We start from the raw sequence: 15,254 nt of genomic DNA, 5'->3' as shown, positions 1-15,254 counted from the left end.
CCCGGAACTCAGGCGAGTACTTCGATGTCCCCAACGGGAACTCCTGTCCTATGGATCTTCACGATCCAATGATCAGGGTGTCCACGATCAAGGGGAAACGCCCAGCTTCGGGCACGTCCGGCAAACGGTCTTGCCCGAAACTGCTGCGGGGCGGTGCGGGCCCGATCAGGTTGGCCCTCAGCAGAATCGCGCCCCGGAAGACCTGGCCCGGCGAAGGGACTCAACCCAGTCGTGGTTGTGGGCGAGGACGAGGATGCTGCCGTGTGCAGTAACCCGACGGCCGGCGGTCGGCGATGGGCAGTGCGCAGTAGCGAACACAGAGCCGCATCAACAGCGAGCGACGGGGAACCTCCTCCTCCTGCCGCAACGGGCCGCGCCTCGGCAGCGCTCCGCGCCCCACCCCGGACCACATCGGGCAGCGATATGGCCACCGACCCAGTCGGTCGGCGGCCATATCTGAGCGAACTGCCCGGCGGCAAGAGCCGCCCACGGCCATCTACGTCCGTGCCAGGTGCTGGTGCGCGCCGGCTTCGACCGCAGTCACACACTCGGTGAACGCCTCGCGTGGCTTCTCCCACGGGTCGGGGACGTCATTGTCGCCCAGGTAGAGCTTCAGTTCCGGACCAGACTTCCGACCGGCCAAGTCCCGCAGGGCCTCCAGGATCCTGGCGTCCATGGCAAGCACCACGTCCGCCCAAGCGAGGAGGCCCTCGCTGACCTGGACCCCACGATGGCCGCTCAAGTCGTAACCGTGCTCGGCCGCAACCTCGATCATGACGGGGTGGGCACCGCGGCCTACGTGCCAATCGCGGATGCCGGCAGACCGTACTTCGACAGCGTCACCGCCCCGCGCGCCGGGCGATCGCCGCGACGCTGGTCTCGGAGCCGTCCTTCGCGGCTTCGGCCAGGGCGGCGAGGACGCGCTGGCGGCGTCGGCCGGTATCGGCTCGTCGGCCTTCCAGCATCGCCTGGACGGCGGGGTCGGTCGGGGTCATGCGGGTCGCTCCGGTCGCAGGTCGGGCAGGGGCTGAGGGATGCGGGGCATGCCGAGGAAGCCCTGGCGGGTCTTGCGGACCATGGCGGCGGCCTGCTGGATCTCGGCGCGTTCGGCGTCGAGGACGCCTGACTGGAGGTAGGGCCGGGCCTCGTCGGGTATGACGGTGATCCGGCCGTCGGACATCTCGCTGCGAACCGCTCCGGTCGCGCCTATCCAGCAGGTTCGTCGGCGGATCGTCGTCGGTAGTGGCTGTGTCGGGCTGTTGCCTGGTGGCGTCTGCGCCAGATTGACCAGTGCAGCAGCCTGGCAGCGGTCACGGCCGACGGGCTGAAGACGAGGGTGAACAGGTGGCGGATCTCCGGGGCGGTCAGGGAGATCGGTTCGCTGTCGCGAGCCGGGTGGTGCGGACCGGTTGACCTCTTGGATGCCGCGTCGGTGGCGAGGGCGGTTAGGAAGGCCAGGGCGAGCGTGATGTGCCGGTGCCACGAGGTCCAGTTGCGAACCTGGTAGTGGTCGAGTCCGACCTGGCCCTTGGCGGCCTGGAAGCACTCCTCAGCACTCCAGCGGACACCGGCGACGCGTACCAGCTCCGCAAGGGTGACCGCGATGGGTGACCAGCACAGATGGAAGGCCAGTATCCCGGTGGTGCGGTTGCGGCGGATGAGCAGGTGGCGGTGGTCGTCGGTGCCGATGTGGATCCAGGCCCAGTCGTAGTGGCGCGGGCCCTTCGCACCGGGGCCGGCGCTGTGCGGCTGCCAGGCGGTGGCGGGCAGCCGCTCGGCGACGGTGTCCGCGCGAACGGCGGTGCGGCCCTGGTTGATCCGCACCCGCATCGAGCAGGCGACGGCCATGTCGGGGATCCCGGCCGCCCGGCGGCGTTCGGGATCGGTGCACCAGGACTGCTCGGGCAGGTAGAGGCGGCGGTCGATCAGTGCCCGTCCCTGGCTGGTGGCGTAGGCGAGGAAGACGCCGACCTGGAGTTCTCGATGCGTCCGGCGGTGCCGGTGTACTGGCGCTGTACGCCCGCCGAGGCATGGCCCTTCTTCACGAAGCCGGTCTCGTCCACGATCAGCACCGCGGCATCAGCACCGCGGCATCGGCACCGAGGTGTTCGACGGCGTAGGCACGGACATCGTCGCGGACGGCGTCGGCGTCCCAGCGTGCGTAGCGCAGCAGCCGCTGTATCGGCCCCGGCCGGGCCAGGCCGGCCTGTTCGGCCAGCTGCCAGCAGTTCTTCCGCTCCGCCTTCGACAACAGCCCGAGCAGATAGGCACGGGCACTCGCCCTCGGTTCAATTCGGCCGAAGCGGCCCGCGATCCGAGCCATGGCCCGGTCGAACATCTCCCGCCAGCGGGCAGGGTCTACGCTATGGCCCGCGGCCACCGCACGATCTTCGTTTGCCCACACACCAACCGATGATCACGCGGTGGCCGTACCCGTTCCCAGCCGGGTACGGCCACAAGATCGCAAAGTCAGACTGGAGTATTAGTCGAGCACGGTGATGCTGAGCGAGCCGGCGCGCAGGGTCTGGGTGCTCGGCTTACGCAGGGTGGCCAGCCAAGGGTTCTCGTCGGTGCCGGAGTTGGGGACGTACAGCGGGAAGTCGCTGCTGGCGATCACCAGGGCGAGCCGGTGGCCGGGGCGGACGCGGTAGCCGGTGTGGCCGAGGTCGAGGCGCAGCTCGCCGTGGCCGGTGCCTTGGGCGTCGCCGCGCACGATCATGTGGGCGGAGCCGTCGGGGGCGACGTCGAGGAGCTTGGCGAGCACGTCGAAGGTGGGCGCGGTGCTCTGCACGTCTAGTTTCAGCTCGACGGGGCCGGCCAGGTCCAGCGGTTCGGTGCGCGTGGGGGCGGTGAACAGCAGCACGTCGTCGCGGTCGGCGGTGGCCCGCTCGTCCGGGTGGTATTGCAGCTGCACCCAGGTCATGGGCAGGGCGGAGGGGATCAGCGCCTCGGGGTCGTAACGCCAGTCGACGCTGGACGCGTCAGGCTGCTTGCTCAGGGTGCCGCCGGGGGCCGCGCCCGTCGCGGCCTGGGCGTCGCTGAGGAAGAGCGATACGGTCCGCGCGCCCTTGGGGGGCCATACCTCGGAGGTTCGCCAGCCGACGTGGCCCAGGTGCCAGCTCACCTTGGGCAGGCTGTCCGGGGACTTGATGCCCTTGAGGAAGACATCGTAGAAGTCGAGGGCGGGACCGATGTAGCTGTCCATTCGGAGGTCGAGGACCTCTTCGCTGTGGACGTGGTCCGCAGGGAGGGGCGCGCCCTCAAGGGAGATTCCGTTGTGATCGCTGCTGTCCGCTGACAGGTACTGGACGGCCGCCCAGCCGGGGCGCTTCGCGAGCTGCGTGTAGTCGTACATCTGGGCGGATCCGATGTTATCGTACCAGCCCACGCAGTGCAGCACGGGCACCGGGCGCGCGTCGTACGGGTGGACGGTGCCGTAGGCATCCACCGGGATCGCGTGCGGCACGGTCAGGTCGAAGGCAACCGAGCGGGCACCGATGGCCTCGAACACCGGCTCGAAGGCGTCGCGCAGCGGCCGCGTCGAGTAGTCGGGCTGGTATTCGTAGGTGTCGCGGTCCACCCAGTGCGACGCGAGGTAGAAGGCCCCCTCCATCCATGGGACGCGCCGGATCGACGGGTCGCCGGGGTTCATCACGTGCGGTGCCCAGCCCGTGGAGGTGACCCGGGGGACGATGGCGCGCAGCGCGGGGTGCTGGCTGGCCACTGCCGACCATTGGGTGAACCCGTAGTAGGAGTCGCCGAACATGCCGACGACGCCGTCCGACCACTCCTGGTTGACGATCCACTCGATGGAGTCGTAGCCATCGTTGACCTCGCCGTTCCACGCCGAAGTCGCACCCTCGGAACGGAACTTGCCACGAACGTCCTGGACCACGAGTGCGTAGCCGCGGGCGGTGACGCGCTCGGCGGTCGTGTCCATGAAGACGAAGCGGCTGTTCTTGTCGTAGGGCAGGCGGACCAGGACCGCCGGCACCGGCCCGTCGCCCTCGGGGAGGTAGACGTCGGTGGCCAGGCGCACCCCGTCGCGCATCCGCACCATGGACTGGCGCGCAGTCGACGGTACTGGCGCGGCGGTGATCCGAGTGAACTCCAAGGACATGACTTCCCCTAACTGTTGGGTGGCCCGGGGCGTAGGCGCGCTCGCGCCGCCGACCGTAATCAGTGGTGGTAGATCGATGTTGTACAACGCCGAAGGGCGCAGGCCAGGGCCCCGTGATCCGGGTGCTCCGCTCCCCGTTGGCCCCGTTGGCCCTGGTGGTTCCTACACGCCGCGCAGGGCTGAGGTCGAAGCGTTGGGTTGGCTTCCCGGGAGGTGGCGTGCCGATCCGTTGGCGGTCTCGAATGCGTGGGCGATTCTGAGGAGTTGTGCGTCGGCGCCCGGAGCGCCCACGAGTTGGATGCCGACGGGAAGGCCTTGTGGTGTGAAGCCGCAGGGAACCGAGATGGCGGGTAGGCTGCAGGCGCTGATGAAGTAAGCCGAGCGCATCCAGTCGAGGTAGGTCTCCTGGCGGACTCCGTCGATCTCGCTGGGCCAGGCCTCTTCCACCGGGAACGGTGGCAGTTGGCTGACGGGCAGGGCCAGTACGTCGTACCTCTGGAAGAACGCTGCCATGCACTGGAACAGCAGACTGCGTGCGGCTTCGGCGGTGGCGAGGTCCCGGCCGGTGAGGGCGAGTCCGCATTCGACGTTCCACCGGGTCTCCGGGCCGAGCTCGTCCCGATGGTCGCGGTACTCCTCCTCGAACCAGGTCGCGTAGTACCAGGCCCGCTGGACGCGGAACGACTCCTCGGCACCGCTGAAGTCGGGTTCGTCGTCCGTGATGTGGCAGCCCAGGGATTCGAGGGTGGCCAGGCCTTGCTTGCTCAGGATGTCGGTGACCTGGCGGTCGACGGGAAGGCCGCCGAGATTCGTGCCCCAGGCGACCCGCATGCCCGCGAGTGACGGCGCGTCGGGTGCCAGGTCGGGTGCGAAGTCGCCTATGGCACCGGGCCAGGAGAGGGGGCTGCGGGCGTCGTGGCCGGCGACGGCGCGGAGCATCAGCACGATGTCCTGGACGGTGCGGGCCATCGGGCCGTCGACGGCGAGCGTGCACCAGGCGGTGCTCGACGGCGAGGCCGGGACGAGGCCGGGGCTGGGGCGGAAGCCCACGACGTTGCAGAAGCCGGCCGGGTTGCGGAGCGAGCCGCCCATGTCGGTGCCGGTGGTCAGCGGTGCCAGTCGGGCGGCGAGAGCCGCTGCGGATCCGCCGCTGCTGCCGCCCGCACTGCGGGTGAGGTCGTAGGGGTTGCGAGTGGCGCCGAAGAGGCGGTTGACGGTGTGGGAGCCGGTGCCGAATTCGGGGGTGTTGGTCTTGCCGAGGGTCACCGCGCCGGCGCGGGCCATGCGTTCGACGATGAGTGCGTTCATCGGCGGTACGTGGTCGGCGTAGATCGTGGATCCGTAGGTGGTGCGGATGCCGGCTGTGTCGAGGAGGTCCTTGTGGACGACGGGGAGTCCGTGGAGGGGACCGAGCGGGCCGGTGCTGATGAGCGCCGTGTCCGCGCGGTCGGCAGAGGTCAGGGCGAGTTCGGGAACGACGGTGACCACGGCGTTGATCGCCGGGTTGAGGCGTTCGATCTGGTCGAGGTGGGCCTGGGTGACCTCACGGCTGCTGACCACGCGGCGGCGGATCAGCCGGGCGAGTTCGGTGGCGCTCAGGTGGGTCAGCGGGTTCGCGCTTGCGTTGGTCATGGAGAGTCCCCCCAGGGGGTGTCGGACAGGTGTGTTCGGTCTGCGGCTTCCCGGCCGTGCGGCACCGGGGTTCGCGGTAGTCAGCCGTTGGCTGCGGCTGGTGCCGGGCCCACGGCCGCGAGCAGGGCCTCCCGGTCGGCCCCGGCGTCGATCAGCGGGCGCATCCGCATCAGTTGTCGCCGGGCGTCGAGCCCGACGGCACCGCTGATCTGCCCGTCACGGAGGTAGCAGGCGACGAAAGCGCGCGCTTCGAGCGAACCGTGGACGATCACCAACTCGTCGCTCGGGCGGCAGGTTCCGATGATCTGGAGCCGGTGCTCGTACTGGTCGGACCAGACGTAGCCGACCGGCGCGTACGGCTGGCGTTCCGCGGGGGAGGCGAGCAGGTTGCGGGCGGCTGCCGCCCCCTGTTCCACGGCGTTGGCGTGGTGCTCGGCGCGGACTTCGCCCAGCCGGGGGTGTTGCCAGCGTGCCACGTCCCCGGCCGCCATGATGCGCGGGACAGCGGTCGCGCAGTAGCTGTCGCAGAGCACTCCGTCGCGTAGCGCCAGCCCGGAGGTCCGGAGCCAGTCGGTGACCGGCTCCGCGCCGACGCCGACGACGAGTAGGTCCGCGTCGATGCGGGTTCCGTCGGCGAGGACCAGCCGCTCGACCCGGCCATCGCCTTCGACCCGGTCCAGCGGGACGCCGCAAGCGACCTGGACGCCGCGGTCGTTGTGGGCTGCGGCCAGGACGCCGCCTATGGTCGGACCCAGAGACGCCGCGAGCGGCGTCTCCAAGGCCTCGACCAGGGTGACGTCGAGCCCAAGGCCCCTGGCCGTCGCTGCGACCTCGGCGCCGATGAACCCGCCGCCGAGGACCGCGACCCTCGGCGAGCCGGTGAAGGCCGCCCGCAGCGAGCGGGCGTCCTGCAGAGTGCGCAGGGTGTGCACACCGCCGAGGCCGTCGAGGAAGCGCGGCCGCCGGGCCCGGGATCCGGTCGCGATTACGAGGCCGTCGTACTCGACTGCCTCGCCTTCGGCAAGAGCGATCCGTTGCCGCACCGTGTCCAGCCCGATGGCTCGGTGCCCCGCCACCAGCTCGATCCCGAGCTCCGCGAACTGCTCCGGTGAGCGGAGCAGGGTCTCCTCGGCAGCCGGTCCGGCCAGGAACTTCTTCGACAGCGGAGGCCTGTCGTAGGGCAGACCCTCCTCTGCGCCGAGGAGCACGACGTCTCCGTCGTATCCGGCGGCGCGGAGCTCCTCCGCCGCGTGGACGCCGGCGAGTGACGCGCCGACGACGACGATCCGGTGTCCGGGCATGGCTGTCCCCTCAAAGGTGGGAGGTGGTGGTGAAGCGGCGACGTGGACCGGTGGAAGCGGCCGTTGAAGGAACCGTCGAAGGAGCCGTCAGAGATGCGGCGCGACGGTGAGCCCGAGCCCGTCCAGTTGCTCGGTGAAGCGCAGCTGGCAGGCCAGCCGGGAGTCGATCCGGCGCGAGTCGAGGTCGTCGAGCATGTCGGCCTCGTCCGCGTCCGGGGCGGGAAGCCGGTCGTGCCATGGTGCGTCGACGTACACGTGGCACGTTCCGCAGGCGGCGTTTCCGCCGCACAGCCCGAGCACGCCCAGCTCGGCGGCCTTGAGCGAGGGCATGAGACGGGCTCCGCTCCGCACCGCCAGCTCTGTGCGGGAGCCGTCGGCGCCGGTCACCAGGACCCGTCCGGTCATGGCGCTCACGCCTCGACGATGGTCAGCTCGCGCGCCCTTTGGACGTGATCGGAGCTGACCGAGTAGCCGGTCTTGGCGAGGTGATCGGTCATGGCGTTGAGCGGGGCGAACCAGGCGTCGTCCTGCGAGGTGAGGAACTCGAGGTAGGAGTCGAGGAAGCGCAGCCGCATCGGCCGGCCGATGATCTGCGGGTGGGTGGTGTAGACGCAGGCACCGCCCAGGTCGCGGATGCCGTAGTACTCCTCGCTCCAGATCGAGCGGACCTCCTCGCTGGTGCTGATCTTCTTGTTCCAGCTCTCGGTGTCGAACCACCAGTGCACCGAGTCGTTGGTCGGCCAGGAGGTCGGGATCTCCAGCACGCTGGTGCCCTCGTGCCAGTACGGCCGGACGTCGGCCATCATGTTGCTGCTGTAGCGGTACCCGAGCTCTTCCAGCAAGTCCAGGGTGTGCACGGTGAGTTCGAGTGAGGGCGCGCGGTAGCCGGTGATCTCGGCACCGAAGCCGGACAGCACCTCGTGGCCGCGGACAAGCTCCCGCTTCTCCTGCTCGCGGGTCATCTTGGTCGGCGAGGCGTGCGTGTACCCGTGGTTGGCGAGCTCGTGGCCTGCGGCGACGATGTCGCGGACCCGGTCGGGCCAGTGCTCGGCGACCCGGCCGGGCACGAAGAAGGTCGCCTGGACGCCGTGCCGGTCCAGCATCTTCAGCAGCTCGGGTACGGCGACGCGGCCGCCGTACGTGCCCTGGGAGAGGACGCCGGGCTTGCCGACGTTCACGCCCCCGGACTCGTGCAGCCACAGTTCCTCGGCGTCGAAATCTATGGTCAGCCCCACGGCTACCTTGGCGTTGTCAGGCCACATGGTGGTGCTCCTTCAATAGGGTCGGACTGGTGAGTGATCAGATCGCCCGCAGCAGGCTCTTCATCGCCATGTCCAGGTGGTGCTCGACGGCTGCGCGTGCGGCGGCGGGGTCGCCGTCAGCGATGGCCTGGGCGATCGCGCGGTGTTCGGCGATGAGCTGGGCCACCCGTTCCGGGTGGCGGCGCAGGTTGCTGTTGCCGACGCGCAGTGGGACGTCGCGCGCCATGGCATAGGCGCGGTCGAGCAGACCGTTGCCGGTGGCCTGGATGATCTGCTTGTGGAAAGCGTCGTCGGCAGTGGAGAACTCCTCGTCGAGTTCCCGGTGGAGCAGATCCGCCTGGGTGTCGACCTGGGCGAGTAGCCCAGGACCGAGTTCGCGGGACTGCGCGGCCAGGTCGGCGGCGTGGACCTCGATCAGTCGGCGGGTCACCAGGACGTCCTGGATCTCCTTCGCGCTGACCGGTAGTACCAGTGCGCCGCGCTTCGGATAGAGCCGGATGTGGCCTTCGAACTCGCAACGCAGCAGCGCCTCGTGCACCGGAGTGCGGCTGATCGCCAACTCCTCGGCGATGTCACCCTCGCTGAGCATCATGTTCCCGGTGAACGTACCGTCGAACAGCCGGGCACGGATGTGGGCGTAAGCCCTTTCGCTGGCGCTCGGCCCGTCGTCCGCGGGGGTGGCCCGCCTGGTTCTGGGCGTGGGCTTGAGGCTTCGCTGCGGTGACATGCATGGAAGGTATATGGATGATGTCGGCAACGCAATATCGACGGCACGATAAGGGGCCGGCGATCCGCAGCTCGGCATGAAGTGGCAGTTCAGAGCTGCGGATTCGCGCTTGTTCGGGAGGATCCGCTCGATCCCTTGCCTCGCACGGATGATGCATGCAAGATACGTGGAACTTGCCGACAGCTGGCCGACGCGATGCGTACCAGGCCCTCGGCAAGCCCGCATCGAACCCTCACAGATCGGGAGTCCCGATGACGACAAGGGAGCTGCGCGACGCCGCAGGTTTGATCGTCGCCGATATCCTCGACCTCTTCTCACCCGACTTCGGTCGGGTGCCGCAGGCGGTCATGAACCACCCGGCCGTACTCGACGCCGAACTGGAACGGATCTTCACCACCGCGTGGCTGTTCGTCGGCCACGAGAGCGAGATCGCCGAGCCTGGGGACTACATCACCCGCCGCATGGGCCGGGACCAGGTCATCGTCACTCGCGACGAGCAGGGCGAGGTCCGGGTGCTGCGCAACGCGTGCAGCCACCGGGGCACGCTGCTGTGCAAGGCCACCTCCGGCAACACCTCGCACTTCATGTGCCCTTACCACGCCTGGACGTTCGACAACACCGGCCGGCTGCGCGGCGCACCAGAGGCGCGCAAGGCCTACGGGCCCGGGTTCGACCGCGCCGACCACCCGCTCAAGCAGGCGCGGGTCGGGGTGCACCAGGGCCTGGTGTTCGCCACCTGGGACCCCGAGGCACCCCCGCTCGCCGAGTTCCTGGGCGACATTGCCTGGTACCTGGACATGCTGCTGGGCACTGCGAGCGGTGGCTGGGAGGTGGCCGGCCCGCCGCAGCGCTATCTCACCAGCGGCAACTGGAAGATCAGCTGCGAGAACTTCGGGGGCGACGGCTACCACCTGCCGTACACCCACCGCACGCCCATTGAGGCCGGGCTCTTCGGCGAGGACGACGACGACGGCAGCGGCGGCAAGCCGCACGGCCGGGTCGTCTGGACGCCGCAGGGCCACACCGCCCGCATCGGCTACATGCCGCCCGAGGTCGGCGGCCCGCCGTACTGGGGGATGTCGGACGGACTGCGGGCCGACTTCGTGGCCAACGCGACGCCGGAGATGCTCCAGGTCCTGGACAACGCCGACGTCGTCCACGGGAACCTGTTCCCCAACCTCTCCTTCATCTTCACCGCGATCACCTACACCGGGGACGAGCCCGACAACACCTCGTTCCTGATCTTCCGGATGGCGATGCCGGTCGACGCCGAGACGACGGAGATGGTGAACATCCTCCTGGTCCCGCGCGATGCCACCCCGGAGTGGAAGCAGCGCTCGGTTCTCGCCTGCGTCCGCACCCATGGCGCGGCCGCCGTCCTGTTCGAGGGCGACGACTTCGACAACTTCGCCTCGGTCTCCGCGACCGGACGTGGCGTGGTGGCCCAGGGCTCGACCCTCGACTACTCGATGGGTCTTGGCCTTCCGGTCGAGCCGGACGACTGGCCGGGTCCGGGGGAGTCCGCGCCGCACGACCACAGCGAGCGCACCCACCGCGCCTTCTACGGGGCCTGGCTGCGCGCCATGAAGGGGGAGAAGCCGTGAGCGCCCGTCCGGACCCGGTGCCGGTGGAGATGGTCTTCGCGGTCACGCAGTTCCTCCACGAGGAGTCCGCCGCACTGGACGAGGCCCGGTATGAGGACTGGCTCGCCGTTCTCGCCGACGACTTCCAGTACGAGATCCCCCTCCCGGTGACCCCGGAGAGCCCCTACGCCGAGCAGTACAGCAGGTCGATGCCGCTCTCCCTGGAGTCCAAGGGATCGCTGCGCTTCCGCTTCGAGCGGCTGGCCTCCGACTACGCCTGGGCGGACCGGCCGCGACACTTCCTGCGGCACTTCGTCTCCAACGTCCGGGTCGGCCCAGGAGAACGGCCGGATGAGTGGATCGTCCGCAGCAACGTGCTGGTGGCCCGCTCGCGCACCAGCGAGCCGACCACGCTCGCCAGCGCGGGCCGGCACGACCTCCTGCGGGGCAGCGCCCGGGACGGCTTCGTCCTGGCGAGCCGCACCGTCTACCTGGACGTGGAGGTGCCGCATGCCAGCCAGCTCATCCCCGTCTACTGAGCCGGACGGCAGCCAGGAGCCGGAGCTGCGGATCGCCAACGAGTTCGCCGACATCCGACTGCGCCGGGTCCGCGTCGGCAACTCGTACCGCATCGAGCTGCATTCGAGGCGGCGCGACCGAAAGGTGCTGCTGGACCCGATGGCACTGGACGCCATCTCCCGGCTCAGGCCCGACCAGCTCTCCCGGATACTCACCCTCGTCATCAAGGAAGACGACACGACCAGCACGGCCGACACCGGAAAGGAGTACCGATGAAGGACAGGCGAGTCCGTGCCATCCGCCATGTCGCGCTGCGGATGCCGCAGGCCGAGCGCACCGCGACCTTCCTGGAGGAGTCCTGGGGGTTGATCCCGGTCGGGGCCGGCGAGTTCCGGGGCACCGTTGACACGCGGCCGCTGGTCACCGTGGCCGAGGGGCCGGCGGCGGGGATCGATCACGTGTCGTTCGCCGCAGCCGATCGCGCGGACGTGGACGCCGTGGCCGCCCGGGTGCAGCGGCTCGGGATGCCCCTCGTGCACGAGCCTGGGCTCGACGCCGAGGGCGTCTACCGGATGCGCTGTCTGGACGGGTACGGCCTGATGCTTGAGGTGGCCGAGACCCGGCCGACCCGAGCGGAGCCTGCCCCCCATGTTCCTTTCCTGGACCGGCCGATGCTGATCAGCCACGTCGTGCTGAACACCCCGGACCTGGAAGGAACCGCCGACCTCTACCAGGAGTTGTTCGGCTTCGAGGTCTCCGACCGCTACGGCGACTACATGGCGTTCCTGCGTTGCAACCGCTACCACCACTCGCTCGCGCTCGGCGCCGCCGAGCACACCTCGCTGAACCACATCGCCTTCGAGGTGGGTTCCATCGACGGTGTCATGCGGTCCGGTTCCCGGCTCCAGCACCGCGGCAGCAATCCCGTGTGGGGGCCGGGGCGGCATGGCCCCGGCGACAACGTATTCTCCTACTTCGCCGACCCCAGCGGCCTGGTCCTGGAGTACACCTCCGGGCTGGAGGTCTTCGACGAGGACGAGCCCCGTGCGGCCAAGGTCTGGCCGATGGACGATCCCGAGCAGGACAACATCTGGGGCACCGGCGATCCGACGGAGGAGGGGATGGCCCTGATGCTCGGCGCGCCCGACCCCTACCTGCGGAGCCGGCCGTGAATGGGCTCCTCCGCGGACGGGTGGCGCTGATCACCGGCGGCGGATCGGGGATCGGCGCGGCGGTGGCGCGCCTCTACCGCGAGCACGGCGCCCTGGTCGTCACTCTCGACCGGACCGACGGCGACGTGATCGGCGACGTCCGCGACCCCGAGGCCCACCGCCGCGCCGTCGCCCACACCCTGGACGCGCACGGACGGCTCGACATCCTGGTGGCCAACGCCGGAGTCCACGACGGCGGCCGCGGTCTGCTCGACCTGGCGCCCGAGGAACTCGCCGACCTGGCGGCCACGGTGCTGGCCGTCAACGTGACCGGTGTGCTGCTGGCGGCCCAGGCCGCAGCGGAGGCCCTGAAGGCAAGCCGCGGATGCATCGTGGTGACCCTGTCCGACGCCGCGTTCACCCACGTGGGTGTCGGGGCCGGTCCGGTCTACGCGGCGTCCAAGAGCGCGTTGACCGGCGTTGTCCGCGCGCTCGGCCACGAACTGGCCCCCGCGGTCCGCGTCAACGGCGTGGCACCCGGCGGCGTCGTCACCGGGCTGCGTGCCGCACTGCCCGGGGGCGGCACCGAGTCCGTGTTCGACGACCCCGAGGACATCCTCGCCGCTGTGCGGGCGATGAACCCGCTCGGCATCGCGCTCGACGCCGACCAGGTCGCGCAGAGCTATCTGTTCCTCGCCTCACCCGGGGCCGCCGGCCTGACCGGGGAGATCCTGCGCATCGACGGCGGCCTCGGTCTGCGGGCCTAGGCCCGCACCAGCCCCACCAGCGCCTGCTTCCTCGTGCCGACGACCGGCTTGTGCCCCGGTCCGCACCCGGCGACCGCACTGCGGCAGCCGCACACCGGCGTCGACCTCTCGGCGACCGTCCCCGAACCCCTCTTTCACCACCACCTCTCACCAAGGAGTACCCGTGTCCAAGTTCCAGCCCGGCGAGGCCCGTGCCTGGGCGATGTCCGAGCTTCGTGGCGTCGCCGGCTGCCTGATGCCGACGATGACCGGAGACCTGTCCGACCTCAACGAGGCCGCGATCCGGCACGACGCCGCCCTCGAACGCGAACTCGGCTTCTCCGGCGCCCTGCTGGTCTCCGAGTGCGGCACCACGCCGCAGGAGTACCGCCGTTTCATCGACATCGTCGTCGACGAGGCCGGGGACGACCTGGTCACCGTCTTGCAGGCGTCGGAGCCCACGCTGGCCGACACGATCGCCCTGGTCCAGGACGCCGAGAAGGCGGGTGTGGACCTGGTCCTGCTGTCCTACCCGTTGACCTTCTACCCCGAGTCCCCCGAGGAGGTCATCGCCTTCACCAAGGCCGTCGCCGACTCCACCTCGATGGGGCTGGTGGTCTTCGCCCTCGACATGTGGAACTTCGGCCGACTGCACCCCTCCGGGTTCGCGGTCGAGTGGATGGAGCAGATGGTCGACACCATCCCCAATATCGTCGCGATCAAGAACGAGATCGGCGACCCCGGCGTGGCCGGCACCGCGCAGGTGTTCCAGCGCTTCCGCGACAGGGTCCTGGTCACCGACCCTATGGAGATGAACGCCGCGGCCTGGACCGCGTCCTTCGGGATGTCCTGGATGGGCACTTCCAACTACGAGTACTTCGGCCCTGAAGTCCCCAGGATGTTCTCGCTGCTCCAGGACCCGGCTCGGTTCGACGAGGCGATGGAGCTCTACTGGCGGATGCACCCCGCCCGCCAGGTCGCGGCCGGAGTCGGCGGCAAGGCCGTGGCCGGCGCCGGAATAGTGCACCGGATGCAGTGGAAGTATCAGGGCTGGCTCAACGGCTTCAACGGCGGCCCGCTGCGCTTCCCGCAGATGCGGCTGGAGGACGACCAGATGCGGGCCCTGCGCGGTGGCCTCCGCGCGGCCGGACTGCCCATCGCACCCGGTACCGACTTCGACTTCTTCCTCGGCCGGAACCCCGCATGAGCGGCCTGATGCGGATGGTCGACGGCCCGGACGTCACCGCACTGGTCACGCAGCAGGACGCGCTGGCGGCGGCCCGCGAGGCGGCCCTCGCGGCCGCCGTACCCGGCCGGGTCGTCACCGGGCGGGTCCAGGTGGACTGGGACCAGGGTGAGTCCGGGACCCGGTTCCTGGTCGTGGCCCTGCCCGACCTGGGCGTCTTCGGCTACAAGCAGTTCCACTGGATCGGTGACGGCGTCCACTACGCCTGCCATCTCTTCAGCACGGAGGACGGCGCGCCGCTCGGCGTCGTGGATGCCGCCGCACTGACCACCCTGCGCACAGCCGCCACCGCCGCCCTCGGCGTCCAGGCCCTGCACCGCGGCTCGGGGGACGCCACCGTCGCGGTCATCGGCTCCGGCGCCGAGGCCCGTGCCGGGCTGCGCGCGCTCGCAGCCGTCACCGACATCGGTGAGGCCCGAGTCACCAGCCGCAACCCGGCCAATCGGGAGGCCTTCGCCGCCGACATGGCCACCGAGCTCGGCCTGAAGGTCGTCGCGGTGGACTCGGTCCGCGCCGCGGTCAAGGACGCTCACATCGCCTACTCGGCCACGGCGTCCAACGGGCCGGTGGTCTACCGGGCGCAGGACATCGAAGGACTGCCGGTCCTGGCCTCCATCGGCTCCACCGCTCCGGACCAGCGCGAAGCGGCCGGAGACGTGTTCACCTCCGCAGGCGTGGTGCTCATCGACACGACCGATGCCCTGCACGAATCCGGCGACCTCATCGAGGCGCGCGACCGGTTCGGCTTCGATTCGGCCCGCGCGCTGCTTCTCGGTACCGCCCTTGAGGTCCCGCCGACAGCGGCCGACGACAGGACCGCAGTGTTCAAGTCCATCGGCAGCCCCGAGCAGGACGTCGTGCTCGCGCTGCACATCCTCCGCCGGGCCGAGCAGCAGGAGCGGGGCCGGCTCGTCCAGCCGGCGATGTCCCGCAAGCAGAACCTCTGAGCCCGACGCAGCCCCGTATC

18 protein-coding genes and 1 pseudogene are annotated in these 15,254 nt (G+C 69.9%); 7 read left to right on the top strand and 12 right to left on the bottom strand.

The genetic code is table 11. The features are described 5' to 3' along the window. Positions 1-496: 496 nt before the first annotated feature. From IEZ15_RS37690 to IEZ15_RS37650, 12 genes and pseudogenes are all read right to left on the bottom strand, one after another. Positions 497-814: an arsenate reductase/protein-tyrosine-phosphatase family protein gene (locus tag IEZ15_RS37690; RefSeq protein WP_229846382.1), complete on the bottom strand. Its 318-nt coding sequence runs from the start codon at positions 812-814 to the stop codon at positions 497-499. A 25-nt stretch (positions 815-839) separates the two neighbouring features. After that, the gene (locus IEZ15_RS45665) at positions 840-995 is read right to left on the bottom strand and encodes a hypothetical protein (protein WP_229846381.1); all 156 of its coding nucleotides are present in this window, start codon (positions 993-995) and stop codon (positions 840-842) included. Beyond that, on the bottom strand, positions 992-1,180 hold the full coding sequence (locus tag IEZ15_RS37685; RefSeq protein ID WP_189281463.1) for a hypothetical protein: 189 nt from the start codon (positions 1,178-1,180) through the stop codon (positions 992-994). Before IEZ15_RS37685 ends, IEZ15_RS45665 begins: the two co-directional genes overlap by 4 nt. Positions 1,181-1,206: 26 nt before the next feature. Beyond that, entirely contained in the window at positions 1,207-1,848 is a 642-nt protein-coding gene (locus tag IEZ15_RS47400; protein ID WP_373302711.1) for a hypothetical protein, read from the bottom strand. A 42-nt stretch (positions 1,849-1,890) separates the two neighbouring features. Then, positions 1,891-2,045, bottom strand: a pseudogene (locus IEZ15_RS47395) (IS701 family transposase); the annotation flags it as partial. A gap of 20 nt (positions 2,046-2,065) precedes the next feature. Continuing rightward, the gene (locus IEZ15_RS47390; RefSeq protein ID WP_373302710.1) at positions 2,066-2,380 is read right to left on the bottom strand and encodes a transposase; all 315 of its coding nucleotides are present in this window, start codon (positions 2,378-2,380) and stop codon (positions 2,066-2,068) included. Positions 2,381-2,482: 102 nt separating this feature from the next. After that, positions 2,483-4,120 carry a CocE/NonD family hydrolase gene (locus IEZ15_RS37675; RefSeq protein ID WP_189281461.1) on the bottom strand — a complete coding sequence of 546 codons (1,638 nt, stop codon included), beginning with the start codon at positions 4,118-4,120 and terminating at the stop codon, positions 2,483-2,485. Positions 4,121-4,282: 162 nt separating this feature from the next. After that, positions 4,283-5,752, bottom strand: coding sequence for an amidase (locus tag IEZ15_RS37670; RefSeq protein ID WP_189281459.1), 1,470 nt, complete (start codon positions 5,750-5,752; stop codon positions 4,283-4,285). Between the two features lie 80 nt (positions 5,753-5,832). Beyond that, on the bottom strand, positions 5,833-7,053 hold the full coding sequence (locus IEZ15_RS37665) for an NAD(P)/FAD-dependent oxidoreductase (RefSeq protein ID WP_189281457.1): 1,221 nt from the start codon (positions 7,051-7,053) through the stop codon (positions 5,833-5,835). 87 nt (positions 7,054-7,140) lie between these two features. Next, a complete protein-coding gene (locus tag IEZ15_RS37660) occupies positions 7,141-7,458 on the bottom strand; it encodes a 2Fe-2S iron-sulfur cluster-binding protein (protein WP_189281477.1) in 318 nt (105 codons plus the stop codon). A 5-nt stretch (positions 7,459-7,463) separates the two neighbouring features. Then, the gene (locus IEZ15_RS37655; RefSeq protein ID WP_189281455.1) at positions 7,464-8,315 is read right to left on the bottom strand and encodes a polysaccharide deacetylase family protein; all 852 of its coding nucleotides are present in this window, start codon (positions 8,313-8,315) and stop codon (positions 7,464-7,466) included. Between the two features lie 37 nt (positions 8,316-8,352). Next, on the bottom strand, positions 8,353-9,042 hold the full coding sequence (locus IEZ15_RS37650) for a GntR family transcriptional regulator (RefSeq protein ID WP_189281453.1): 690 nt from the start codon (positions 9,040-9,042) through the stop codon (positions 8,353-8,355). A 251-nt stretch (positions 9,043-9,293) separates the two neighbouring features. Here IEZ15_RS37650 and IEZ15_RS37645 point away from each other — a divergent pair, with 251 nt between their 5' ends. The 7 genes from IEZ15_RS37645 (at position 9,294) to IEZ15_RS37615 (ending at position 15,234) form a co-directional block, all read left to right on the top strand. Beyond that, the gene (locus IEZ15_RS37645) at positions 9,294-10,646 is read left to right on the top strand and encodes an aromatic ring-hydroxylating oxygenase subunit alpha (RefSeq protein ID WP_189281451.1); all 1,353 of its coding nucleotides are present in this window, start codon (positions 9,294-9,296) and stop codon (positions 10,644-10,646) included. Then, positions 10,643-11,164 (top strand): aromatic-ring-hydroxylating dioxygenase subunit beta, encoded by a 522-nt coding sequence (locus IEZ15_RS37640; RefSeq protein WP_189281448.1) that lies wholly within the window; start codon positions 10,643-10,645, stop codon positions 11,162-11,164. The genes IEZ15_RS37645 and IEZ15_RS37640 overlap by 4 nt, the downstream gene beginning before the upstream one ends. Continuing rightward, on the top strand, positions 11,136-11,420 hold the full coding sequence (locus tag IEZ15_RS37635; protein ID WP_189281445.1) for a hypothetical protein: 285 nt from the start codon (positions 11,136-11,138) through the stop codon (positions 11,418-11,420). The genes IEZ15_RS37640 and IEZ15_RS37635 overlap by 29 nt, the downstream gene beginning before the upstream one ends. Next, on the top strand, positions 11,417-12,316 hold the full coding sequence (locus tag IEZ15_RS37630) for a VOC family protein (protein WP_189281443.1): 900 nt from the start codon (positions 11,417-11,419) through the stop codon (positions 12,314-12,316). Before IEZ15_RS37635 ends, IEZ15_RS37630 begins: the two co-directional genes overlap by 4 nt. Next, positions 12,313-13,062, top strand: a complete 750-nt coding sequence (locus tag IEZ15_RS37625) for an SDR family oxidoreductase (RefSeq protein WP_189281440.1) — start codon at positions 12,313-12,315, stop codon at positions 13,060-13,062. The genes IEZ15_RS37630 and IEZ15_RS37625 overlap by 4 nt, the downstream gene beginning before the upstream one ends. Before the next feature lie 163 nt (positions 13,063-13,225). Continuing rightward, the gene (locus tag IEZ15_RS37620; protein WP_229846380.1) at positions 13,226-14,248 is read left to right on the top strand and encodes a dihydrodipicolinate synthase family protein; all 1,023 of its coding nucleotides are present in this window, start codon (positions 13,226-13,228) and stop codon (positions 14,246-14,248) included. Continuing rightward, on the top strand, positions 14,245-15,234 hold the full coding sequence (locus tag IEZ15_RS37615; RefSeq protein WP_189281438.1) for an ornithine cyclodeaminase: 990 nt from the start codon (positions 14,245-14,247) through the stop codon (positions 15,232-15,234). The genes IEZ15_RS37620 and IEZ15_RS37615 overlap by 4 nt, the downstream gene beginning before the upstream one ends. Positions 15,235-15,254 lie beyond the last annotated feature (20 nt).

Origin of the sequence: Streptomyces atratus (assembly GCF_014648655.1) — a bacterium.
Lineage (GTDB): Bacteria > Actinomycetota > Actinomycetes > Streptomycetales > Streptomycetaceae > Streptomyces > Streptomyces atratus.
This window is presented reverse-complemented; position numbering and strand designations above follow the sequence as displayed.